This is a genomic window from Corallococcus exercitus (assembly GCF_003611585.1).
Taxonomy (GTDB): Bacteria; Myxococcota; Myxococcia; order Myxococcales; family Myxococcaceae; genus Corallococcus; species Corallococcus exercitus.
Map to the genome: position 1 here is coordinate 1 of NZ_RAVW01000125.1, position 22572 is coordinate 22572.

17 protein-coding genes, 1 other RNA gene and 1 pseudogene are annotated in these 22572 nt (G+C 69.6%); 6 read left to right on the plus strand and 13 right to left on the minus strand.

Annotation, left to right across the window (positions count from 1 at the left end):
- On the plus strand, positions 1-2548 hold a 2548-nt coding region (locus D7W79_RS17360; protein ID WP_276375365.1), incomplete at its 5' end, for an alpha-2-macroglobulin family protein.
- Between the two features lie 47 nt (positions 2549-2595).
- Here D7W79_RS17360 and D7W79_RS17365 read toward each other — a convergent pair.
- On the minus strand, positions 2596-3729 hold the full coding sequence (locus D7W79_RS17365; protein ID WP_120526500.1) for an EndoU domain-containing protein: 1134 nt from the start codon (positions 3727-3729) through the stop codon (positions 2596-2598).
- An 86-nt stretch (positions 3730-3815) separates the two neighbouring features.
- On the opposite strand from D7W79_RS17365, the gene D7W79_RS17370 reads away from it, so the two are divergent.
- Positions 3816-4640, plus strand: coding sequence for an SDR family NAD(P)-dependent oxidoreductase (locus D7W79_RS17370; RefSeq protein WP_120526501.1), 825 nt, complete (start codon positions 3816-3818; stop codon positions 4638-4640).
- Between the two features lie 27 nt (positions 4641-4667).
- Here the strand turns inward: D7W79_RS17370 and tyrS are convergent, their stop codons facing one another.
- The 3 genes from tyrS to ssrS all read right to left on the minus strand — a co-directional run bounded on the left by tyrS (position 4668) and on the right by ssrS (position 6869).
- On the minus strand, positions 4668-5930 hold the full coding sequence (gene tyrS, locus D7W79_RS17375; RefSeq protein ID WP_120526502.1) for a tyrosine--tRNA ligase: 1263 nt from the start codon (positions 5928-5930) through the stop codon (positions 4668-4670).
- A gap of 94 nt (positions 5931-6024) precedes the next feature.
- On the minus strand, positions 6025-6657 hold the full coding sequence (locus D7W79_RS17380) for a 5-formyltetrahydrofolate cyclo-ligase (protein WP_120526503.1): 633 nt from the start codon (positions 6655-6657) through the stop codon (positions 6025-6027).
- Positions 6658-6676: 19 nt separating this feature from the next.
- Positions 6677-6869: non-coding RNA, 6S RNA (gene ssrS / locus D7W79_RS17385), on the minus strand.
- 159 nt (positions 6870-7028) lie between these two features.
- Between ssrS and D7W79_RS17390 the strand changes: the two genes are divergently transcribed.
- The 3 genes from D7W79_RS17390 (at position 7029) to D7W79_RS44270 (ending at position 9295) form a co-directional block, all read left to right on the plus strand.
- A complete protein-coding gene (locus D7W79_RS17390; RefSeq protein WP_147441954.1) occupies positions 7029-8021 on the plus strand; it encodes a hypothetical protein in 993 nt (330 codons plus the stop codon).
- Between the two features lie 77 nt (positions 8022-8098).
- On the plus strand, positions 8099-9010 hold the full coding sequence (locus tag D7W79_RS17395) for a serine/threonine-protein kinase (RefSeq protein ID WP_244981938.1): 912 nt from the start codon (positions 8099-8101) through the stop codon (positions 9008-9010).
- 108 nt (positions 9011-9118) lie between these two features.
- Positions 9119-9295: a hypothetical protein gene (locus D7W79_RS44270; RefSeq protein WP_167497709.1), complete on the plus strand. Its 177-nt coding sequence runs from the start codon at positions 9119-9121 to the stop codon at positions 9293-9295.
- Here D7W79_RS44270 and D7W79_RS17405 read toward each other — a convergent pair whose 3' ends face one another.
- The 7 genes from D7W79_RS17405 to D7W79_RS17435 form a co-directional block, all read right to left on the minus strand.
- A complete protein-coding gene (locus D7W79_RS17405) occupies positions 9296-10438 on the minus strand; it encodes a cysteine desulfurase family protein (RefSeq protein WP_120526507.1) in 1143 nt (380 codons plus the stop codon).
- Complete coding sequence (locus D7W79_RS17410; RefSeq protein ID WP_120526508.1) at positions 10435-11556, minus strand: DHH family phosphoesterase; 1122 nt, start codon at positions 11554-11556, stop codon at positions 10435-10437. The genes D7W79_RS17405 and D7W79_RS17410 overlap by 4 nt, the downstream gene beginning before the upstream one ends.
- A gap of 13 nt (positions 11557-11569) precedes the next feature.
- Positions 11570-12403 carry a deoxyribonuclease IV gene (locus D7W79_RS17415; protein WP_120526509.1) on the minus strand — a complete coding sequence of 278 codons (834 nt, stop codon included), beginning with the start codon at positions 12401-12403 and terminating at the stop codon, positions 11570-11572.
- A gap of 28 nt (positions 12404-12431) precedes the next feature.
- Positions 12432-13271, minus strand: a complete 840-nt coding sequence (locus D7W79_RS17420) for a Fic family protein (RefSeq protein ID WP_120526510.1) — start codon at positions 13269-13271, stop codon at positions 12432-12434.
- A gap of 120 nt (positions 13272-13391) precedes the next feature.
- The gene (locus D7W79_RS17425) at positions 13392-14729 is read right to left on the minus strand and encodes a DUF8689 domain-containing protein (protein WP_120526511.1); all 1338 of its coding nucleotides are present in this window, start codon (positions 14727-14729) and stop codon (positions 13392-13394) included.
- 59 nt (positions 14730-14788) lie between these two features.
- Positions 14789-15739: a branched-chain amino acid transaminase gene (locus D7W79_RS17430; RefSeq protein WP_120526512.1), complete on the minus strand. Its 951-nt coding sequence runs from the start codon at positions 15737-15739 to the stop codon at positions 14789-14791.
- A 131-nt stretch (positions 15740-15870) separates the two neighbouring features.
- Complete coding sequence (locus D7W79_RS17435) at positions 15871-16812, minus strand: AAA family ATPase (protein WP_120526514.1); 942 nt, start codon at positions 16810-16812, stop codon at positions 15871-15873.
- Positions 16813-17003: 191 nt separating this feature from the next.
- Here D7W79_RS17435 and D7W79_RS17440 point away from each other — a divergent pair, with 191 nt between their 5' ends.
- Entirely contained in the window at positions 17004-17231 is a 228-nt protein-coding gene (locus tag D7W79_RS17440; RefSeq protein WP_120526513.1) for a hypothetical protein, read from the plus strand.
- An 88-nt stretch (positions 17232-17319) separates the two neighbouring features.
- On the opposite strand, the gene D7W79_RS17445 is transcribed toward D7W79_RS17440, so the two are convergent.
- Together D7W79_RS17445 and D7W79_RS17450 are read right to left on the minus strand one after the other, a co-directional pair.
- Complete coding sequence (locus D7W79_RS17445) at positions 17320-21906, minus strand: response regulator (RefSeq protein WP_120526515.1); 4587 nt, start codon at positions 21904-21906, stop codon at positions 17320-17322.
- A 99-nt stretch (positions 21907-22005) separates the two neighbouring features.
- Positions 22006-22572 (minus strand): annotated as a pseudogene (locus D7W79_RS17450) (glycosyl transferase family 1); the annotation flags it as partial.

Sequence of the window (22572 nt, forward strand, 5' to 3'; positions counted from 1 at the left end):
GGGCTATCGCAACTTCTACGGAGGGGGGCGCCGGATGCGCGTCATGGCCGCGAAGCCCGGGGCCGTCCATCGGGAGTCGGACGGCGCACCGCCGCCTCCTCCGCCGCCGTCGCCCGCGCCGTCCGCCGCGGAAGCCTCGCCGAAGGGCGGCCGGGTGCTGGAGCAGAAGCGGCACGAGATCATCCAGATCATCAAGGGAGCCCCCGGCGCCCCGGAGCCGGGAGGGCCGGAGCAGCCGCTGCGCTCCAACTTCGCGGAGACGGCGTTCTGGATTCCGCAGCTGCTCACCGGGCCGGACGGCACGGCGGTGCTGGAGTTCACGGTGCCGGACTCGGTGACCGCGTGGGACGTCTGGGTGCACGCGCTCACGCGCGACCTGCGCGGTGGGTCCACGCAGCGCTCCACCCGCAGCGTGAAGGAGCTGATGGTGCGCCCCTACCTGCCGCGCTTCCTGCGCGAGGGGGACCGCGCGGAGCTGGAGGTCGTGGTGAACAACGCGGGGGCGCAGGCGCAGCAGGGCCAGCTCACGTTCGACATCGTGGATCCGGACACGCAGAAGAGCCTGGCCGCGGACTTCGGCGTGAAGACGGCCACGCAGGCCTTCACGGTGGCGGCGGGGAAGGGCACGCACCTGCGCTTCCCCATCACCACGCCCGCGCGCGTGGGACCGGTGGCCTTCCGCGTCGTCGCGAAGGCGGGCGCGTTCAGCGACGGCGAGCTGCGGCCCCTGCCGGTGCTGCCCGGCCGCATGCACCTGTCCCAGTCGCGCTTCGTGACGCTGCGCGACCAGGACCGCAAGACGCTGACGTTCGACGACCTGAAGCGCTCGGACGACCCCACCCGCGTGAACGAGCAGCTCGTCGTCACGGTGGACGCGCAGCTGTTCTACTCCGTGCTCCAGGCGCTGCCGTACCTGGTGGACTACCCCTATGAGTGCACGGAGCAGACGCTCAACCGCTTCGTGTCCACGGGCATCGTCTCCAGCCTCTTCGACAAGTACCCGGCGGTCGCGAAGGTGGCCAAGGACCTGAGCCAGCGGAGCACGCGCTTCGAGACCTTCGACGGCGTGGACCCGAACCGGAAGATGTCGCTGGAGGAGACGCCCTGGCTCAACGAGGCGAAGGGCGGGACCGGGAACGACGACGCGCTCCTGCGCGTGCTGGATCCGAAGGTGGCCCGGGCCCAGCGCGAGTCGTCGCAGGAGAAGCTGCGCAAGTCACAGAACGCGGACGGTGGCTTCCCCTGGTGGCCGGGCGGCCCCTCGTCGCCGTACATGACGCTCTACATCCTGCACGGCCTGTCGCGCGCCATGGAGCACGGGGTGGAGGTGTCGCCCGCCATGACGGAGCCGGCGTGGGGCTACCTCACCACGCACTTCCGGAGCGACTCCGCGAACCGGCTGATGAAGAAGGACCTGGGCTGGGAGTTCCTCACGTTCCTCAACTTCGTGGCGTCGGCGTATCCGGACGCGCGCTACACGGGCGAGGCGCTCACCGCGGCCGAGCGGCAGCGCATGCTCGACTTCTCCTTCAAGCACTGGAAGGAGCACTCGCCGTACCTCAAGGGGTACCTGGCGCTCACGCTGAACCGGGCGAAGCGCACGAAGGACGCGCAGAAGGTCTGGGACAGCGTGATGGACTCCGCGAAGACGACGGAGGACCAGGGCACCTTCTGGGCCGCGGAGGACCGCAGCTGGCTCTGGTACAACGACACCACGGAGACCCACGCCTTCGCGCTGCGCACGCTGTCGGAGCTGCGCCCGAAGGATGCGCGCCGCGCGGGCCTGGTGCAGTGGCTGCTCCTGGACAAGAAGCTGGGGCACTGGAAGTCCACGCGCGCCACGGCGGAGGCGCTCTACGCGCTGGTGAACTACCTGGAGGCGGAAGGGGCGCTGTCCGTGCGCGAGGAGCTGAAGGTGACGGTGGGCCCGAAGGTGGTGCCCATGAGCTTCTCGCCGGAGGTCTACACGGGGAAGAAGAACCAGGTGGTGCTCTCCGGCCCGGAGGTGAAGCCGGACACCGCGACCACGGTGGTGGAGAAGACGACGAAGGGCTTCGCCTTCGCCTCCGCGACGTGGCACTTCTCCACGGAGGAGCTGCCGAAGGAGGAGCGCGGTGACTTCTTCCAGGTGTCGCGCCGCTACTTCGTGCGGATCCGCGAAGGCACCCAGACGCTGCTGCGCCCGCTGGCGGACGGCGCGACGCTGCGGCCCGGCGACGAGGCGGAGGTGCAGTTGTCCCTGCGCCTGAAGCACGCGGCGGAGTACGTGCACCTGCGCGATCCGCGCGCCGCGGGCCTGGAGCCGGAGAACGCGCAGTCCCGCCACAAGTGGGACCTGGGCATCGTCTGGTACGAGGAGACGCGCGACTCGGGGACGAACTTCTTCTTCGAGGCGCTGCCAGCGGGCGAGTACACGTTCAAGTACCGGCTGCGCGCGAACCTCGCGGGCACCTTCCGCGTGGGGCCCGCGACGGTTCAGTCCATGTACGCGCCGGAGTTCACCGCGTACTCCACGGGCACGGTGCTCACCGTGGACAGGGCGCCGTAGGCCGTCAGCGGGGCAGGGGGCCCGCGTCCTTCACGGACGCGGGTGCTCTACTCCGCGCAGGTGGCGGCTTCTTCGGTGGGGTGCAGCGTGGCGATGCCGTAGGTGCCGTTGCGCGTGCCGCACCAGATGCGCCAGTTGCCGCCACCGATGTCCGGCGCCGAGTACACGCCGCCTTCCTTTTTCGCCCCGCCGCGCGCACAGCAGCGCGCGAACGCGCGGGTTCCGATGGCGGCGATGGAGACCGCGTCCTGCGACGTCGAGAAGCCGCCCATCCGCTTCACGCCGCAGGACCAGGGCGCCAGGCCCTTGAAGCGGATGAGGTACTGCTCGCCCCGCACCGCTTCCTCGCCCTTGGCCGCGCCCTGGTAGCAGACCTTTCCTTCCGCCTCGAGCTGCGCGTAGCGAGGCAGGAAGTGGAGGCCGCCAATCGGGCCGCGCTGCCAGTCATCGCCGCAGAAGACGTGCGTGAACGCGTTGCGCGGACCCGTGCTCACCCAGAGGCTCGTGAGCCATTCGATGTTCGCCTGCCGCGAGCCCGGCCGGCCCGCCGCGGACAGCGCGCGCTGCACCCGCGCGTCGTCATAGTGCTTCGCGAAGAAGCGCTGCACGTCCCCGGCGCTCACGCTCGCGTCGGGACGCGCGGGGCACAGGTCCAGCACCTCGCGGTCCAGCGCGGACAGGGCAGGCGCCTTGGCGAAGAGGGGGGATTGGTCACAGGTGCTCGCGCAGGCCGCGCCTTCGCCCGGAGCCGCCGCGCGCCCCGCGGGGGCCTGGACCTCCACGGCCCCGTCTTCCGCATCGCCGGCCTCGGCACTGCTCGCGGCGTCGGAGGCAGTGCTGTCCCGGGCCGCCTGCTGCTGGCGCGTGTTCTCATGGTCCGCACGCACGAGCGCATCCGTGCCGGGGGCCTTCTGGACGGCGTCCGTGGGCGTGCCATCGCAGAGCACCCAGCCCTCGGCCTTCGGCCCCTGGAGCTTGCACCACGCGCGGTCGGGGCCGCCCTTCTTCACGAGCGGATAGGACACGCCCGGCTGCACGGCGAAGACGACCTTGGAGGACTCGGGCTGCTCCACCGCGTCCACGGACTCTTCGGTGACGAAGACGCCGCTGCCCGCGAGGGCGGCGGGGGGAGCCATGGAAATGGCCAGGAAGAAGCAGGCGAGCGACCCGGAGAGGCGCATGGTGCGCGGGACTCTAACAGGGGTGCCGGAAGCCCGCTGTTCCCCGGTTGCGCCCGGCGCCGCACCGCGAAATAAGAGCGGCCGATATGAAACCGATGAATTTCCGAGGCCGCTGGGTGCTCATTACCGGCGCGTCGTCCGGCCTGGGGCTGGAGATGGCCCGCCTGCTCGCGAAGGAGCACGGCGCCCACATCATCGCCGTCGCCCGGCGCGAGGACCGGCTCACCGCCCTCAAGGCGGAGCTGGAGGGCGCGCACGGCGTGCAGGTGCTGCCCCTGTCAGCCGACCTCACCCGGCCCGGCGAGGCCACGCGCGTCTTCGAGACCGCCACGTCCGGCCGCACCGTCGACGGTGTCATCCTCAACGCGGGCGTCACCTACTTCGGCCACGCGCTGGAGCAGCAGCCCGAGTCCTTCGACGCGATGCTGGCCACCAACATCACCAGCGTGGTGCGCATGTCCCAGCTCTTCGGCGCGCACTTCGCGAAGCGGGGCGGGGGAGGGGCGCTGATGCTCGTCGCGAGCACCGCGGGCTTCGCGCCGCTGCCGTACCAGACGGCCTACGCGGCGACGAAGTCGTTCGTGATCAGCTACGGACGCGGCCTGGCCTACGAGCTGCGCAAGGCGGGCGTGTCCGTCACCGTCTTCGCTCCGGGCGGCATCGCCACGGAGATGCTGTCGGTGTCCGGCCTGGACCGGAAGTTCAAGGCGGGCGACGTGGGCATCATGTCCGCGGAGGCCTGTGCGCGCATCGCCGTGGACGCCTTCGAGCACCGCCGCGAGCTCGCCGTGCCCGGCGTCCTCAACCGCTTCCTCGCGACGATGATGAAGCTCTTGCCCCACGGCTTCATGATGGGGCGCTCGGCCGCGCTGTACGAAGGCGCGCTGCCGAAGGAGCCGCCCGCGCCGTGACTCCAGCGCGGGCGGTGCACCCGGGCCTCAGGCCAGCTTCAGCCGCGCGGCCTTCAGCTTGCCCACCTGCACCGTGTACTCGCCGGCCCCCAGCTCCGCCTTGGGGTCGGTGACCTTCTCGCCGTTCACCCGGATGCCGCCCTGGGTCATCAGCTTGCGCGCCTCCGTGGCGGAGGCCACGAGCTTCGTCTCCGGCAGCAGCTTCGTCACCAGCAGCTTCTCCGCGCCCGCGAGCGACACCTCCACCAGCGGCAGCTCCTCCGCGGACAGCTCCTTCTTGGCGAAGCGCTTCTCGAAGTCCTCCGCCGCCTTGCGCCCGGCCTCCTCACCCTGGAAGCGCGCAGCCATCTCCTGCGCGAAGGCGACCTTCGCGACCTTGGGGTGGGCGGCGCCGGACTTCGTCTTCTCCTCCAGCTCCAGCACCTGCTTGAGCGGCATCGAGGACAGGAGCTTGTAGTACCGCCACATCAGGTCGTCCGTGATGCTCATCAACTTGCCGAAGATGCTGTCCGCCGGCTCGTCGATGCCCACGTAGTTGTCCAGGCTCTTGGACATCTTGGAGCCGGTGATGACGCCGTCCACCAGCTTCGCGTCCAGGCCCTCCAGGATGGGGCCGGTCATGATGACCTGCGGCTCCATGCCCTCTTCCTTCATCAACTGCCGGCCCACCAGCAGGTTGAAGAGCTGATCCGTCGCGCCCAGCTCCACGTCCGCCTTCAGCGCCACGGAGTCGTAGCCCTGCAGGAGCGGGTAGAGGAACTCGTGGATGGCGATGGAGGTGTTCTCCCGGTAGCGCTTCTTGAAGTCGTCGCGCTCCAGCATGCGCTGCACGGAGTAGCGCGCCGCCAGGCGGATCATCCCCTCGGTGCCCAGCGCGTCGAGCCACTCCGAGTTGAACTTCACCACCGTCTTGTCGGGGTCCAGGACCTTGAAGACCTGCTGCTTGTACGTCTCCGAGTTGACCTTCACCTGCTCGCGGGTGAGCGGCGGACGGGCCGCGTTCTTCCCGGAGGGGTCGCCGATGAGGGCGGTGAAGTCACCGATGAGGAACACCACCGTGTGACCGAACTCCTGGAAGCGCCGCATGCGCGTGAGCAGCAGCGTGTGGCCCAGGTGCAGGTCGGGACGGCTGGGGTCGAAGCCCGCCTTGATGACCAGGGGCTTGCCCTTGTCATACGAGCGCTGGAGCTTCTTCTTGAGGTCCTCCGGCACCTGCAAATCCACGGTGCCGCGAGTGACTTCTTCGAACTGTTCTTCGGGGGTCGCCTTGCGCAGTGCGTCCGGGTTCATGGCGCCGCGGACACTAGCCCAAAAAAGACGACGGGCAGGGCGGGACTTCTCCAGCCCGCCCCACCCGTGAAGGTCCGGTCGTCAGCCTGACGACTCAGGTGTCCAGGAAGTCGAAGCTGCGGCACAGGCCGCGCAGCGTCTGGCTCTCCGTGACGATCTGGTCCATGTCCACGTCGTCGCTCGTCGTGGGCAGCGCCTGGACGATCTGGTCGTTGAAGGCCAGACCCACCCGGCGGCTGCGCGAACTGGCCGCCTTGAGGGTGGCGTCGTAGTAGCCACCACCGCGCCCCAGCCGCTTGCCGTCCGGGCTGAAGCCCAGGCCGGGCACCACGAACAGGTCGATCTGATCCACGGCAATCAGGTCCGAGGAGTTCGTGGGCTCACGGACGCCCAGGCGTCCCGGCTCCAGCTCGCTCTCCGACTTGATGGCCCGGAAGGCCAGGATTCGCCCATGCACGTGGGACAGCGGGTAGCAGACGATCTTCTCGTCCTGCAACGCCGCGATGAGGATGTCCCGGGTGGGCACCTCGCCCCGGATGGGGGCGTAGAGGGCCACCGTCCGTGCCTTCTGATAGTAGGGCGATGCCAGGAATCGAGACTGGACCTTGAGGCCCCGCTCATCGATGAGGTCGTTGGTCATCGCCTTGCGGCGCGCCGTCAGTTCCTCACGAAGCGTGACCTTCTTCTCCGCCGCCGCCGCCACCGTATCCGCCGCCGTCTCGCTCACCGCCGCCGCTCCAAAGAAAGAGTCCCCCGCCGAGCCGTGTGTCCAGCGTCCATTGAACCCTTAGAAGCCAGGTGGGGACCGAAATCATGTCACCGCAGGCTTCCCTCATCCCCGGTGAAGGGGGAGGGCTTGCACATGGCGACCGAAACGGACCCCGGAATGGACGTATCGGTTCGAATTTCTGCTGGGCATCACGCACCCCGCAGGGAACAGACCTTTTACTGCTCAAATCTCGCTACAAGTCCTTAGAATCACTGGGAAAATCCCAGGGCGTTCTGGGAAAATGATAAGGATGGAGAAGCGTGCGGTCAAGCCGTCCTCGCGCGTTTACAAGCCGCCCCGTGGACTTCTATGATGCCCGGGTCCCCGACATGTCGCTCCCGACCCCAACATTGGCTCTCGCGGCGGTAGCCTGCCTCGCCTCCGGATTCGCCTGGGCGGGTCCGCAGCTGAACAGTACCTACCAGGGAGATGCCTTCGGCCCCATCGAGTTGCGCTCGGACGGGGAACATCTGACCGGCATCGCGCCGGCCGGGGGACCCTGCCAGCGCCCGGTCGCCGAGCAGATCCTGACAGGGGACTTCCAGGGCAACGTCTTCCTGGGGGAGATCACGCTCTGTCAGACGGGGGACACCTGCACCCCGTCCCGGAGCTTCCCGCTGATGCTCGTCTACAACGTGGAGGAGCGCGCGCTGGCGGGCGTGGTGAAGCTGGAGGGCGGCTGCGAGTCCCCGGCCCTGCCCAAGAACAGCATGCTGGTGCTGCGGGCGACGGACCAGGGCGCGGCCCTGACGCCCGCGGCGGCGCCGGCTCCCGAGCAGCGTCAGGCGCAGGCCCCCACGCCTCCTCCTCCGTCCGGTGGCGCCGCGCAGGTGGCGGCGCAGCGCCGGCTGGAGCCGCTGGACGTGGCGGCGACCTTGAAGCAGGGGCAGTCGCTGCTGGCCCAGAACCCCTTCGCGGCCTCGCAGCAGTTCCAGCTGGTGCTGGCCCAGGAGAAGGAGAAGAACAATGCCTGGGCCCTGACGGGCATGGGCGTGTCGCACTACCTGCGCAAGCAGCACGCGGAGGCGCTCAAGTACCTGGAGCAGGCGCGCAACCTGGGCAGCGGCGCGGCGCGGGCGGAGGCCTTCTTCTGGACGGCGTGCGTGAAGCGGGCGGCGCAGGAGTCGGGGTTCGCCCAGATCGCGCTGCGGCGTGCGCTGGCGGAGGGGTGGTCCCCGCCGGAGGGCAACGCGCTGGTGGAGCGTGAACTCCAGCAGTTCGCCAATGAGGGAACGCTGTACGAGGCACAGGTGAAGCAGGCCCGCGGTCGCAAGCGGGTCCAGGGCCGTGAGTCGCAAGGAGCTGGAAGCGCCAGCCCGTGAACGCGCCGAACTCCGTGTCGAAGCCTGTTCGCGTCTTCGGCAACTACGAAATCCTGTCGTTGCTGGGCAAGGGCGGCATGGCCGAGGTGTACCGCGCGCGCGTGCGCTCCGGCCCGTACGAGGGCTGGACGGTGGCGCTCAAGCGGCTGTTGCCCGCGCTCACCCGGGACCCTGCGTCGGTGGACCTCTTCCGCCGCGAGGCGCAGCTGTCGCGCCAGCTGGACCACCCGAACATCGTGAAGGTGCTGGACGCCGGGATGCTGGACGACGTGTCCTTCCTGGTCATGGACCTGGTGGACGGGCGCGACCTGGGCCACATCCTGCGCCGGTGCAAGGCGCGCGGGATTCCGCTCCCCGTCGACTTCGCGGTGTACCTGGCGAAGGTGCTGCTGGAGGCGCTCGCGTACGCGCACACCGCCACCGGGCCGGACGGCAAGCCGCTGGGCATCGTCCACTGCGACGTGTCCCCCTCCAACCTGTTCATCTCCCGGGTGGGGGAGATCAAGCTGGGCGACTTCGGCGTGTCGCGCGTGCTGGTGGACGGGAAGCTCCAGGGCGGCGAGGTGCTGGGCAAGCCGTACTACCTGTCCCCGGAGTCGCTGCAGGGCGCCGTCTCCCCGGAGGCGGATCTGTGGGCCGCGAGCGTGGTGCTCTATGAGCTGCTCACGCTGGGCCGGCCCTTCGTGGGCACGACGCCCGAAGAGGTCTTCGCGGGCATCCTGTCGCGCAAGTACCGGCTGTTGAGCTCGGTGAGGCCGGACATCCCGAAGGCGCTGGACGCGGTGCTGGCGCGCGCGTTCGCGGAGAACCCCGAGGACCGCTTCCCGTCCGCGGAGGAGTACGCGAAGGCCCTGTCGCCGCACTTCGACGAGAACGTGGGCACGCCCCTGGCCATCGCGGCGGTGGTGCGCGGCCTGTTCGGCACCACGGACGAGATGCCCGTGTACCGGAATCCGCCGCCCAACGGCTCTTCCGACGGCAACGGGTAGCCGGGCGGGCAGGGCCCTGGTGCCCGGGCTCCCGGACGGTGGAGCCCGCTGCGGCCCATGCCCCGGATGATGACCTTTCCTCCCGCGAACATGCACCGGGAGGAATCCATGGCGACCGAGCGAAAGCAGCAGCAGCAGCCCGAGCAGGAGCAGCCCACCCGCGAGACGCGGCACGGCGACGAGCGACTTCCGCCCAAGGCCGACGAGGCCAAGGAGGGGATGCCCGGCTACGGACAGCCCGACCCGGAGGTGCGCGAGAAGAACCTGCCTGATCAGAAGTGGTGATCAGCCCAGCGCGCGCACGAGGGGAACGTGCGTGCACAGTGCCTCCACCACGCGCTCGACCTCGGCGCTCGTGGTGGAAGGGCCCAGGCTGAAGCGCAGGCTTCCGCGCGCTTGCGCCGGGGAGAGGCCCATGGCGCGCAGCACGTGGGACGGGGACAGGGTGCCGGACGCGCAGGCCGCTCCCGACGAGACGCGGATGTCCTCCAGGTCCAGCGCCATCAGCAGTGCCTCGCCCTCCACCCCGTCGAAGCGCAGGTTGCTGGTGTTGGGGACGCGGGGCGCGGAGCTTCCGTTCACCGTCACGCCGGGCAGCCGCTGGAGCACCTGCTGTTCGAAGGTGTCACGGAGGGCCGCGACCCTCACGGCGGCGTCGGGCTGATCCGCCGTGGCCAGCTCCAGGGCCAGGGCCAGGGCCTCCGCGTAGGGCACGTTCTGCGTGCCTCCTCGCCGGCCTCCTTCCTGGTGCCCGGGCGTCAGCGCCCGCACGTCCACGCCCTTGCGGACCACGAGCACGCCCACGCCCTGGGGGCCGCCGAACTTGTGCGCGGAGAGGGAGAGGAGATCCGCGTCCACTTCGCGCAGGGAGAGCAGCACCTTGCCCGCAGCCTGCACGGCGTCCGTGTGGAAGAGGATGCCGCGCTGACGGCACGCACGCGCGGCCTCCGCCACCGGTTGCAGCACGCCCGTCTCGTTGTTGGCCCACATCAACGAACACAGCGCGGTGTCCGGCGTGAGCGCCTCCAGCACGGCCTCCAGGGGCACGCGGCCGTCGGAGGCAGGGGCGAGCCGCACCACCTGGGCGCCGTCCTTCTCCAGCTGCGTGAGGGCTCCCAGCGCCGCAGGGTGCTCCACCGTGGAGGACACCACGCGGCGGCGGTCCTTCACGGGCCGGGCCGCGAAGGCGCCCACCAGCGCGAGCGCATCCGCTTCGCTGCCCGACGCGGTGAAGGTGATCTCCTTCGGCTCGCAGCCGAGGACGCGTGCCACCTTCGCCCTCGCGGCGTCCAGCCGGGCCCGGGCCTCGCGCCCTCCGCCGTGCACGCTGGACGCGTTGCCGAAGCCGCCCTCCGTGAAGGCCCGGGCGAGCAGCGCTCCCACCTCCGCGCGCACCGGCGCGGCGGCGTTGTGGTCCCAGTAGATCACGTGTCCTGCGCGGACAGCAGCGACTTCGGCCGCTCCTCGGCGACGCCGAAGGCTTCGAGGAAGCGCGACACCACCTCGCGCTTGAGCGCCTTGCGCTTGTTCGCGCTGCCGGACAGGGGCAACCGCGCGCCGGCCATGCTGCCGTGGCCGCCAGAGGAACCGCCCAGGTCGTCGCAAAGCTCGCGGATGAGGCGGCCCGCGTTCATGCGCCGGTCCTTCACGCGCAGGCTCAGGAAGAGCTGGTTGCGGAACGTGCCGTACGCCAGGGACCACTTCATCCCCTCGAGGTACATCATCCGCTCGGCGACCTCCGCCACCATGTCCGGGGAGTAGACCTCCTCCAGGTCGGTGATGATGGCGGTGCCGTAGACCTTCGCCTTCTCGATGGACGTGTGGAACAGCTGGAAGAAGCGCGCGGGCAGCTCCGGGTGTTCAATCTGTCCCAGCAGCTGCTTGTCACAGCGGGGGAACAGCCACAGGTAGCTGTCCACGTCCGTCTGGGTCGTCTCACGGCCCAGGTCCCGCGTGTCCGCCTTGATGCCGTAGAAGAGCGCGGTGGCGATCTCCACGGAGGGCTCCAGCCGGGCGGCCCGCAGGTACTCCACCAGCATCGTGGAGGTGGCGCCGAAATCGCCGCCCACGTCCGCGAAGGGGGCCAGCAGGCTCTCCTCGCGCAGCGGGTGATGGTCCACCACCAGGTCCGCGCGGTAGCGCGCCGGCAGCGAGTGGTTGCGCACCGGCGGCTGGGTGTCCACCAGGCCGAAGAGGTCGTACTGGCTGAAGTCGATCTGCGACACGTGCGACACCGGCAGCCGCAGCACGCGCACGAACGCCACGTTCTCCGCGCGCCCGATGATGCCTCCGTAGCCCACCTGGGCCTCGATGCCGGCCTTGCGCTCCAGCAGATGGGCGAGCGACACCGCCGCCGCCATGGAGTCGGGGTCCGGGTTGTCGTGCGTGAGGATGAGCGCCCGGCGGTGGCCCTTGGCCACCTGGAGCAAGCGGCCCAGCTTGTCGGCGGCCGGCAGCTTCGCCAGCCGTTCTGGCGGAGGCTCCGTGAGCTCGCCGCCGGCGGGAAGCTGGGAGCGACGGCTTTGGAAGGACGGGGTCAAAGGCATGGGGACTCTTCTTTTACTTCCTCCGGCACAGGGATTCGAGAAGTCGGATGTTCTCCCCGTAACGTTCCGGAAAGGGTGTTTCCAGCACCCCAATGGTGTCGACGAACCGCGCGTCCTTCATGAGGCAGCGGAAGGCCGTCAGTCCGATTGCTCCCTTGCCAGGTTCCTCGTGGCGGTCCACCCGGCAACCCAGGTCTTTCTTGCAATCGTTGAGGTGAAAGGCGCGCACGCGGTCCAGACCTACCCGCCGGTCGCACTCGTCCATCACCGCCGCGTAGCCCCTGGGCGTGCGCAGGTCGTAGCCGGCCGCGAACAGGTGGCAGGTGTCCAGGCACACCGCCAGCCGCGCCTCGTCGTCGACGCGGGAGAGCAGCTCCTCGATGTGCTCGAAGCGCCAGCCCAGGGCGTTGCCCTGGCCCGCCGTCACCTCCAGGCAGACGCGGGCCTGGAAGCCGGGGCAGCGGCGGTGCACCTCGTCCAGCGCTTCCGCGATGAGCTTGAGGCCGCGCGCTTCATCCGGGTGCGAGCCGGGGTGGAGGATGAGCAGCGGGATGCCCAGGCGCTCGCAGCGGGTGAGCTCCTCGGTGACGCACGCGAGCGACTTCTCGCGGGCCTCCGGGACTTCACCGGCCAGGTTCACCAGGTAGCTGCCGTGGGCGATGACGGGCAGGCCCGTGCGGCGGGCCTCGGCGCGGAAGGCTTCGGCTTCCGCGTCCGTCAGCGCGGGGGCGCTCCAGCCCCGCGCGTTCTTCGTGAAGATCTGCAGGGCGCGGGCGCCGTGCGCTTCGGCTCGCTGGAAGGCCTGGCTCACGCCACCAGCGATGGATTCATGAGCCCCGATGCGCACGGCTTCGACTTCGTCTCTCTCTTCGCGGCTACTCGACGGTCTTGTACTTGCGACCCAGGTCGCGGAAGTACTTCACGCCGTTGTCGAGCGAGTTCTCCATCGCGTCCATCAGCACCGTGCGGAACACGGCCACGGGCGCGCGGAAGGACTCGTAGTAGCGCTGCCGGTCGATGGAGTGGATGACCGCCGGCATGTAGCCGTTGCGCAGCAGGATGAGGTTGCTGCACATGCGCCCCACCTTCCCGCTGTGCTCGGTGAAGGGGAAGATCTGCAGGAACTCGTGCTGCACCACCGCTGCCTGCTTGATGGGGTGGAACTCGCGGAACTCCGCGCTGGCGGTGTGGTCCACGAGCTTCTCCAGCCGCGCCTGGATCTTCGCGGGCTGGGTGATGTCGTGGAAGTAGGTGCGGTGCAGGGGCATGTCCTTGCGCAGCCCCGCGCGGTCGCGCTCCTTGGCCAGCTCCTTCTCCGTGCGCTCGCGGCGTTCCATGCGCGCACGCTCGGCCAGCGCTTCCGGCGTGTTGCCCAGGAAGAGGTCGTGCATCCGCTTGATGGTGGTGAGCGTGAGCGCGGACTGCTTCTTCGCGCCCGCGGCCTCCTCGCGGATGAAGTCCGCCACCGCCTTGTGGTTGCGGATCTCCAGCACCACCGGGATCATGGAGGCTTCGGCCGCGGTGCGCTCCGGGAAGAGCGCGGCCATCAGCTCCTGGTGCGTGTACACGACGCCTTCGAGCGCGGCGTCGTGGTAGATCCACGACATCTCGAAGCGGTCGAGGTACTCACGCGCTGGCGGCTTGCCCTTGTAGATCTCAAGGTACTCGCGCAGCTGCTCGTTCTTCTCGTCGATGTCCTGGTAGCGTTCCTTCACGGACTGCGGCTCCTTCTCGCTCCGGCCCGCCCCGGGCGCTGATTCTCAGAGGCTGCGCCGGGAGGTACAACGGCACACGGAGTCTAGAAATTCCGCGCGGTTGGAACAAATAAAACCCGACTAGAGATTCACCAGGAACACCTCGCACGCCTGGTCGAGCAGGTCTTTTGAAAGGGCTGGCGGGATTTGCCGGTATCGGGCGGCGTCCCGGATGAGCGACACGAGGTCCCGGGGGTGGCAGGAGCGCATCTCCATGCTCCGGGGCTTGTAGTAGTGCTCCACCAGGTAGGTGATGGCCTGGTCCACGTAGGGGATGCCCGCCGCCTCGCACACCCGGCGGAAGATCTCCCGGTAGGACTCCTCGTCCGGATTGCCCACTTCAATCTTGTACTTGATGCGCCGCAGGAAGGCCTCGTCCACCAGCTCCTTGGGGTCCAGGTTGGTGGAGAAGACCAGGAGCTGATCGAACGGAATCTCGAACTTCTTGCCGGTGTGCAGGGTGAGGAAGTCCACCCGCTTCTCCAGCGGGACGATCCACCGGTTGAGCAGGTCCGTGGGGTGGACCTTCTGGCGGCCGAAGTCGTCGATGAGGAGCATGCCGCCGTTGGCCTTCACCTGGAACGGTGCCTCGTAGAAGCGGGTGCTCTCCGAGTAGATGAGGTCCAACGTCTCCAGCGTCAGCTCGCCGCCCACCACCACCGCGGGGCGCCGGCAGAGCGACCAGCGCTTGTCCATCTCGAAGGTCTGCCGGCGCCCGTTGGCGTCGCGGCCAATCTCCAGCGACACGGGCGTGTGGATGATCCGGTCGAAGACCTTGATGATCTGGTTGTCGATTTCGAGGCAGTGCGGGACGAACACCTCGCCGCCGAACATGTGCGAGATGGCCTCCGCGAGGCTCGTCTTGCCGTTGCCCGGCGGGCCGTAGAGGAAGAGGGAGCGGCCGGAGTTCACGGCCGGGCCCAGCTTGTCCATCAGCTCCGCGGAGACGGTGAGGTGCCCCAGGGCGGCGACCAGGTCCTCCTGGCCCACGACGGGCGTCTCCTCCGTCTGGCTGCTGATGAGGGCGTTGTACTGCTCGATGGGGACGGGGGCGGGGCCCACGTAGGTGGAGCGGGTGAGGGCGTCACGCGCGTACTCGCGGCCCTTCTCCGTGAGGGCGAACTCCACGGACGCGCGGCCAAAGCCCTTGCCGCCGCGCAGGTCCACGAGCTTCTCCGCGGCGAGGAAGTCCACCACGTGCTCGACGACGCCGGACCAGGGCAGGCACATGCTCTCCGCGATGGCCACGCCCGTGCCGGTGCCGGCGTAATAGAGGAACTTGAGGCCCAGGTCCGCCAGCAGACCCAGCTTCAGCCCCGTCTCCTCCAGCGACTTCGGCTCCGCGGGAGCGATGTCGAGGACGGACGGGTTCTCCAGCTTGAACGGATTGTCTTCGTACGCGTAGCCGGCGGGAGGCATCGGGTACGGGTTCTACCCGATTCCCCCGTCCGCCGGGACTTCACGTCCACCGACTGTCCTCAAACGTAGGTCAGCCAGTCCGCATAGCGGGCTTCCTGGCCCCGCACGACGCGGAAGTACGTCTCCTGGACGAACCGGCTGATGGGGCCGGGCTTGCCGTCGCCAATCTGGCGGTTGTCCACCTCGCGCACGGGGGTGATCTCCGCGGCGGTGCCGGTGAAGAAGACCTCGTTGGAGATGTAGAGGGCGTCACGGGTGACGGTGACCTCCTCGATGGTGGTGTGGCCGGCGTCGCGCAGCAGCTTCAGCACCGTATCGCGGGTGATGCCGTCCAGCACGGGGGACGAGAGGGGCGGGGTCTTGATGATGCCCTTCTTGTTCACCATGAAGATGTTCTCGCCGGAGGCCTCCGCGACGAAGCCGCTGATGTCCAGGAGGATGGCCTCGTCGTAGCCGGCGAGCACCGCCTCGCGCTTGGCGAGGATGGAGTTGACGTACTGGCCGGTGATCTTCCCGCGCACCATGTTCACGTTCACGTGGTTGCGCGTGAAGGAGCTGACCTTGGCGCGGATGCCCTCCTTCATGCCCTTGTCGCCCAGGTACGCGCCCCAGTCCCACGCGGTGATGCCCACGCGGGTGGGGTTCACCGCGCCCAGGCCCATGGCGCCGTCGCCCATGAAGGCCACCGGGCGCAGGTAGGCGCCGTTGGCGAACTGCGCCTTCTGCTTGCGCAAGAGATCCAGCGTGGCCTCCACCAGCTCATCCTCGGTGTAGGGCATCTGCAGCATGATGATGTGCGCGGAGTCGAGCAGGCGGCGGATGTGCTCGCGCAGCCGGAAGACGGCGAGCCGGCCATCATGGGTCTTGTAGGCGCGGATGCCCTCGAAGACGCCCAGGCCGTAGTGGAGGGCGTGCGTCATCACGTGCACGTTGCCCTCGTCCCATTTCATCAGCTTCCCATCGAGCCAGATGTGTTCGGCGCGCAGCACGGTGGATGAGGTCGAGCTCATCGGGAAGTTCCTCTCGGGCTAGGGGTGGGACGGCTTGGGACTTGTATCCAGGCCCACCAGGGACGCAAAGCGTGAAACGCCAGGGGCCCGGCGGAACGGTCGCTTCTGTCCTTCGGACGCGGCGCCCTGCGTCAGGCCTGGGCGATGGTGGGGAGGTTGGCGCGGGCCTTCTCGATGTCGCCCTCGTATTTGAGGACGAGGTTGAGCGTGGCGGCGACGACGTCCGAGCTGAGCGCTTCGGCGTTGAGCAGCGTCAGGCTCTGCGCCCAGTCCAGGGTCTCGCTGATGGACGGGGCCTTCTTCAAGTCGAGCGCGCGGATGGCGGCCACGGCCTCCACCACCTGCTCGGCCAGCACCTGGGGGACCTCCGGCAGGCGCGAGCGGACGATCTTCAGCTCGCGCTCGCGGTCCGGGAAGTCGATGTGCAGGTGCAGGCAGCGGCGCTTGAGCGCGTCGGACAGCTCGCGGGCGTTGTTGCTGGTGAGGATGACGCGCGGGACGTGGCGGGCCCGGATGGTGCCCAGCTCCGGCACCGTGACAGCGTTGTCAGAGAGGACCTCCAGCAGGAAGGCCTCGAACTCCGGATCCGCCTTGTCGATTTCGTCCACCAGGAGCAGGGCCGGCGTGGGCGACAGCTGGGCCTGGAGGATGGGGCGGGGGAGGAGGAAGCGCTCGGAGAAGAACACCGCGTCGCCGGAGGCCAACCGGTCCGCGGCCTCCGCCAGCGTGGACGTGCCCTGGGTCAGCTCGCCAATCTTGTCCTTGAGCAGCTGGGTGTAGAGCAGCTGCTTGGCGTACTCCCACTCGTAGAGCGCCTTCGCCTCGTCCAGGCCCTCGTAGCACTGGAGGCGGAGGAAGGTCCGGTCCAACGCCTGCGCCAGGGCCTTGGCCAGCTCCGTCTTGCCCACTCCGGCCGGGCCCTCCACCAGGATGGGCTTGCCCATGCGGTCCGCCAGGAACACGGCCGTGGCGATCTCGGGCGACGACAGGTAGCCCACCGCCTCCAGGCGACGCGCCGCGTCCTCCACGCTGGTGAACGAGCGAATCTCCGGAGTCAGTTGAGGGGGGCTCACGCCCGTCAACTTAACCGACGGTTTCGCGCCGACTGCGGCAAAAATGCCAGGGTTGTGGGGGCGCCGTCCGCACTCTTGAGGGCCTTGGGAGCTGTAACCCTGCGGAATCAGGGTGCGTAATTATTTTCGCACCGTGGGCATGCACCGTGCATCGAAGCGTGCGTATCTCAGGACGAACGAGGTCGCGGGTCATGTGGGCGTGGCTGAAGCTGGCGATGGCGGTGCTGGTGGTGGTGATGCCGGGGGGCTTCCCCCTCGTGCTGGCGTACATCGCGACGCGGACGTTGCTGGAGCGCTGGCGGCAGGCGCAGGCGCAGGCCCGGGAAGAGGGGCGGCCGGTGTCGGTGGTGCGGGACGTGGTGGGCGCGCTGCACTTCCGGGACCTCATCCGTGAGGCGCGGGCGGCCACGGCGCTTTAAGCCGGCGGGACGGTCTTGAGATGGACGAAGGGCCCGGCACTCCCTGGGAGTGCGCGGGCCCTTGTCGTTTCCAGAGGCCGGGTGAGGGCTACTTGTCGAGCTCGTCGACGAGCGCCGTCCAGTCGTCCTCGCCGCCTTCGGGGGCGGTGGGCAGCTGCATCACCATGGTGCGCTCCGGGGCCTCCTCGTCCACGGGGACGGGGGCCGCGGCGGCCTTCTTCGCGGCGGGCTTGGCGGCGGCCTTCGCCGGGGGCTTGGCGGCGGCCGGGATGACCGGGTTCGCCTGGACCGTGGCGGCCAGGTGCTCCTCCTCGGTGGCCTTGGCGCCCTTCGCGGCGGGCGCGGCGGCGGCCGGGGCCTTGGTCTTGTAGCGGGCCAGCTCCAGCTCCGCGACCTTGAGCGCCTTGCTCTTCTCCTGGACGGACGTCTGGAGGCGGGCAACCTCCTGGGCCTTGATGGCCTCGCGGCGCTCGAGCTCCGCCTTCTGCTTGGCGTTGAGGTCCTCCAGCTCCTTGGCCTGACGGGCCTCCAGGTCCTTGCGCTCCTTCTGCGCCGTGGCGAGCTTGGCGGCCGCCTCGTTGGCCTTGGTCTCCGCCGCGGCGACGCGGGCGTTGAGGTCCTTCTCCGCGCGGGCGCGGGTGCTCTGGGCGTTCTCCAGCGCCAGCTCCAGGTCCTGTGCCTTCTTGGTGCGGGCCTGCAGCTGTGCCTGGGCCTCCTTGAGCTTCGCCTCCGTGTCGGCGGCGAACTTCTGGGCCTCCTGGGAGAGCTGCGCGATGCGCTGATCCGCCTTCGCGAGCTTCGAGGACAGGTCGTCGGCCTGCTTCTTCGCCTCGGCGGCGGCGGCCTGGGCCTGCTGGGCCTGCGCTTGAGCCTGGGCCTGGGCCTGCTGGAGCTGGCCGGCCAGACCGTCGCGCTCGCTGGTGAGCTTCTTCGCCTGTTGCGCGGCCTGCTGCAGCTGCGAGTCGCGGTCCGCGATGGCCTTGCGCGCGCCGTCCAGCTCGCCGGAGACGTTCGCGATCTGCTGGTTGAGCGCGTCCGCCTGCTTCTTCGCCTCGGCGGCCCGGGCCTCCAGCTGGCCTTCCAGCTGCTTGATCTGATCCGTGCGGGTGGAGACCTCGCGGTTGAGCACCTCCGCCTGACGCATCTTCTCCTGCGTCACATGCGTGAGCTTGCGGAGGGTGTCCGACAGCTCCTTGCCCTTGGTCTCGACCTCGTTCTGGAGGAGCTCCTCACGGCGCTGCGACTCGTGGGTGAGCGTCTGGAGGCGGTCCTCCAGGTTGTGCCGCGCGTCCTCCGTCTGCGCGAGCGTGGAGGACAGCTGCGTGACTTCCGACACGCGCGTGCCCAGCTCGTGCTTGGTGACGATGAGCTGTTCGGCCAGGTCCTCGCCGTTGGCCTGGGCCTCGGTGAGCTGGCGCGTGAGCTCCGCCTGCATGCTGGCGGCGGCCTGACGGGCCTGGGCGTGGGCCTGCTCCTCGCGGGCCAGCGCGTCCTGGGTGCTGGCGAGCTGGCCCTGCGTGTCGGCCAGCTGCTGCGACGTGGCGTTGAGTTCCGCGAACAGGTTGTCGCGCTCGCCGGTGAGGGCGTTGATGCGCGCGGTGGTCTCCTCCGCGAGCGCCGCGTGGGCGGTGCGCTCGGCGTCGTAGAGCCCCTGCGTCTCGGACAGGTCCGCGCGCAGCTGGCCAATCTGGCCGGTGAGGTCCTGCTCCAGCGCGTCCTTGGCCGCGTTGAGCGCCTGCAGCTCCGCGATGCGCGCGTCGCGCTCCTCGGTGGTGCGGGCCAGGAGGCCGTTGGTCTCCTGAAGGATGTCGCGCGTCTCGTTCAGCTCCGCGTCCAGTTCGTCGCGGTGCGAGGTCACCTTCGCCAGGTCGCCGCGCGTCGTCTCCAGGGTCTCCTGGGTCTGCGTGAGCGTCTGGCTGGTAGCTTCCAGCTCGCCGCGCGTCTCCGCGAGCGTGCCTTCCGTGCTGGAGAGGGTGGCCTGCGTGTCGGCGAGCGTGCCTTCCGTGCGCGCCAGCGTGCCCTGCGTGTCGGCGAGGGTCGCCTCGGTGCGCGCCAGGGTCGTGCTGGTGAGCTCCAGCTCGCTCAGGGTGGACGCGAGCGTGCCTTCCGTCTGCGCGAGCTTGGCCTGGGTCTCCGTCAGCGTCTGGCTGGTGGCTTCCAGCTCACCGCGCGTCTCCGCGAGCGTGCCCTCCGTGCTGGAGAGGGTGGCCTGCGTGTCGGACAAGGTCTGGCTGGTGGCTTCCAGCTCACCGCGCGTGGTGGAGAGCGTCTCCTCCGTCTGCGCGAGCCGGGACTGGGTGTCCGCCAGGGTCTGGCTGGTGGCCTCCAGCTCACCGCGCGTCTCCGCCAGCGTGCCTTCGGTGCTGGCGAGGGTGGTCTGCGTGTCGGCGAGCGTGGTCTCCGTGCGCGCCAGCGTGTCCTGCGTCTGCGCGAGCGTCGCCTCGGTGGTGGCCAGCGTCTGGCTGGTGGCCTCCAGCTCGCCGCGCGTGGTGGAGAGCGTCTCCTCCGTCCGCGCGAGCGTCGTCTGCGTCTCGGAGAGCTGCTGGCTCGTCGCCTCCAGCTCGCCACGCGTCTCCGCCAGCGTGCCCTCGGTGCTGGAGAGCGTGTTCTGCGTCTCGGAGAGCTGCTGGCTGGTGGCCTCCAGCTCGCCGCGCGTCTCCGCGAGGGTGGCTTCGGTGCTGGAGAGCGTGCCCTGCGTCTCGGTGAGCTGCTGGCTCGTGGCCTCCAGGTTGCCGGTCAGCTCGGAGATGCGCGCGTCGCGGTCGGCGACGTCGGTCTGCAGGCCCTCGATGGTGCCGTCGCGCTGGGCGACGGTGTCCTCGAGCGAGGCCACGCGCGCGGAGAGCTGTTCGCCCTGGCGCTGGGCCGCGTCCAACTGCTCGGTGAGCGCCTGGATCTGGCCGTTGAGGTCCGCCTCCAGGGCGTCCTTCGCCGCGCGCAGGTCCTCCAGCTGGCTGGTGAGGTCCTGCTCCAGCGCGTCCTTGGCCTGCTGAAGCGCCTGGAGCTCGCCGCTCAGCTCGTTCTCGCGGTCCTCCAGGTGCGTCTTGACGGCCTCGACTTCGCCTTCCAGCTCACCGATGCGCTCGCGGTGCTGCTGGATGGTGGCGTTGAGCTCCGCCTCGCTGTTCTCGTTGCGGGCGATGGTCTCCTGCAGCTCGCGGTCGAGCGCGGAGATCTTCCCGTCGCGCTCCTCCACGCGCTGCGTGAGGTCCGCCTCCAGGGCGTCCTTGTCCAGCCGGAGCTGGTCGCGCTCGCCGGTGACGCGCGCGATGTCGGACTCCATGTCCGCCACCTGCTGCGTGAGGCGCTGCTCCAGGGCGGCGCGCTCGGCGTTGAGGCGCTCAATCTCCGCGTCCGAGCGGCTGGCGTGCTCCTCCGCCGTGGTGGCCCGGGCCTCCAGGCCGCGCACGGTGGCGTCGCGCTCCTGCTCGGTCTGGGTCAGCCGCTCCTGGAGGGCCTGCAGCTCGCCGTCGAGCTCCGCGTAGCGCTGGTCGCGCTCGCTGACGGTGCGGGACAGCTCCGACTCGAACTGGTCGCCGCGCTCGCGCAGCTGGAGGATGTCCGCCTCGTTGGCGCGGACGGTGTCCTGGAGCTTCTGCTCCTTGACCTCGAACTCCAGCGTGACGACGCCGAGGTGCTTCTCCAGCTTGTCGTACTCGTTGCGCCAGTTCTCCAGGTCCGCGCCGCGCCGGGCCAGCTCCTCGTCGCGGAGGTTGACCTCCTTGCGCAGGACGTTGATGTCCTTCTCCTTGGAGGCGACGACCTCGATGAGGTCCTTCTCCGAGGAGAACTTCTGGAGGAGCAGGTCGTCGACGGTGGCGCCGTGCTCGCGCTCCTTCTGGACGATGGACTGCTGCGCGTCGTTGAAGCGCCTGAGCAGGTCGTCCACCTGCATCTTCAGGCCCTGCAGCTCCACGTCCTTCTCGTGGAGGCGGTCCTCGACGGAGAGCAGCTCGCGCTCGCGGACGCTCCAGATTTCCGACAGGCGCGCGAGCTGGGCTTCGCGCGTCTTCAGCTCGTCCCGGAGGATCTGGATCTTGCCCTCGGGCGTGCCCATCAGCTCGCGGCGCGGGGGCGGGCGCTTGAGCTGGCGCGACTCCGCCAGGAGTTCCGCCTTGCGGTCCGCGATGGACGAGAAGGCCCGGTCCATGAAGGCCTTGTCCTCGTCCGTCATCGCGCTGCGGCGCTCGCGCTTGGGCAGCTTGGGCGGGGCGCCCGTGCGCACGCCGGGCATGGGCGGCGGGGCCTCACGCGGTGCGCCGGAGAGCGCCGCGTCCAGGTCCGCGTCCGTCTCATCGGAGCCGGGCGGCACGATGCCCGCGCTCATGGAGGCAAGCTCGCCCATCTCGAACGGGATGACGAGGTAGCCGTCCGCGGCGGCCGGCGTCTCACGGTGTTTGTTCAGACCCTCCACGCCGGAGTCGGAGGAGAGCAGGAGGACCTTCAGGTTCTGGCCCCACTTGCCCTTCTTGATCTGCCCGCAGAGGGCGAAGCCGGACTGGTCCGGCAGCTCCGCGCGCACGACCACGAGGTCAGGTCGGCGCTTCTCCAACTCCCGCTGCGCGTCTGACGCAGTGGTGGCCATGGCCGTGTTGTAGCCCGCGCTCTTGAGCACGGAGGCCATGCTGAGTGCGAAGTCGTTCTGGCTTTCGACGATGAGGACGCGACGCTCCATGAAGCCCTTCACCCAGCAAAAAGTGCAGTGAAAACCGCCACATCCTATCGGGCGGGCGCAAGGCTTGGGAAGTTTCCGAGCGGTGCTCGGTCGGCTGCCTCACGAGTTCTTGCCGCGAACCGCTCCCTGTCCGACAGGGGGCACCGACCCGGGGGACGCGTCCGCGTCCGGATCCCGCCCGGGGAAGTTGGTGGGCGGGGTGTGCCGGGCGAAGCGGGCGCCCTCCGGGGGGCAGTAGCCGTGCGCGAGCTGCGCGAACCACGGGTTGAGGGCGGACTCGGGCGGCGCGGGAGGAGGCCCTTCGTCCACGGCCTCCACCGCGTCCGCGGCCTCCATGTCGAGCGAGTCCGCGTCCTGGACCTCGTCGGCGGCGATCTCCTCCGGCTCGTCCAGGGCCGGACTGGCGCGGGCCGGCGTGTGCCCGGCGTCGTCGTCCAGGGACTGGGCCTCGTCGGCGGCGATCTCCTCCGGCTCGTCGTCCGGGGACGCGGCCGAGGACGGCTTCAACACGGGCGGCGTGGGGCTCAGCCGGGGCGGCGGCCCCTGGCGCGGAACGGGCGGCGGCACGGCGGCGCGGGGCGGCAGCTGCGGCGGGCGGTCCGCGTCTGGGACGGAGCCTCCACGGATGGGCGGCTTCTCCGCGTCGGAGAGGGAACCCCCACGGAT

What these genes read in the sequence shown, in the direction of transcription:
- D7W79_RS17365 (WP_120526500.1), bottom strand. Translation starts at nt 3,729, where the DNA reads ATGCGCCTCTCCGGGTCGCTCGCCTGCTTCTTCCTGGCCATTTCCATG.
- D7W79_RS17370 (WP_120526501.1), top strand. Translation starts at nt 3,816, where the DNA reads ATGAAACCGATGAATTTCCGAGGCCGCTGGGTGCTCATTACCGGCGCG.
- tyrS (WP_120526502.1), bottom strand. Translation starts at nt 5,930, where the DNA reads ATGAACCCGGACGCACTGCGCAAGGCGACCCCCGAAGAACAGTTCGAA.
- D7W79_RS17390 (WP_147441954.1), top strand. Translation starts at nt 7,029, where the DNA reads ATGTCGCTCCCGACCCCAACATTGGCTCTCGCGGCGGTAGCCTGCCTC.
- D7W79_RS17395 (WP_244981938.1), top strand. Translation starts at nt 8,099, where the DNA reads ATGGCCGAGGTGTACCGCGCGCGCGTGCGCTCCGGCCCGTACGAGGGC.
- D7W79_RS44270 (WP_167497709.1), top strand. Translation starts at nt 9,119, where the DNA reads ATGGCGACCGAGCGAAAGCAGCAGCAGCAGCCCGAGCAGGAGCAGCCC.
- D7W79_RS17410 (WP_120526508.1), bottom strand. Translation starts at nt 11,556, where the DNA reads ATGCCTTTGACCCCGTCCTTCCAAAGCCGTCGCTCCCAGCTTCCCGCC.
- D7W79_RS17425 (WP_120526511.1), bottom strand. Translation starts at nt 14,729, where the DNA reads ATGCCTCCCGCCGGCTACGCGTACGAAGACAATCCGTTCAAGCTGGAG.
- D7W79_RS17430 (WP_120526512.1), bottom strand. Translation starts at nt 15,739, where the DNA reads ATGAGCTCGACCTCATCCACCGTGCTGCGCGCCGAACACATCTGGCTC.
- D7W79_RS17440 (WP_120526513.1), top strand. Translation starts at nt 17,004, where the DNA reads ATGTGGGCGTGGCTGAAGCTGGCGATGGCGGTGCTGGTGGTGGTGATG.
- D7W79_RS17445 (WP_120526515.1), bottom strand. Translation starts at nt 21,906, where the DNA reads ATGGAGCGTCGCGTCCTCATCGTCGAAAGCCAGAACGACTTCGCACTC.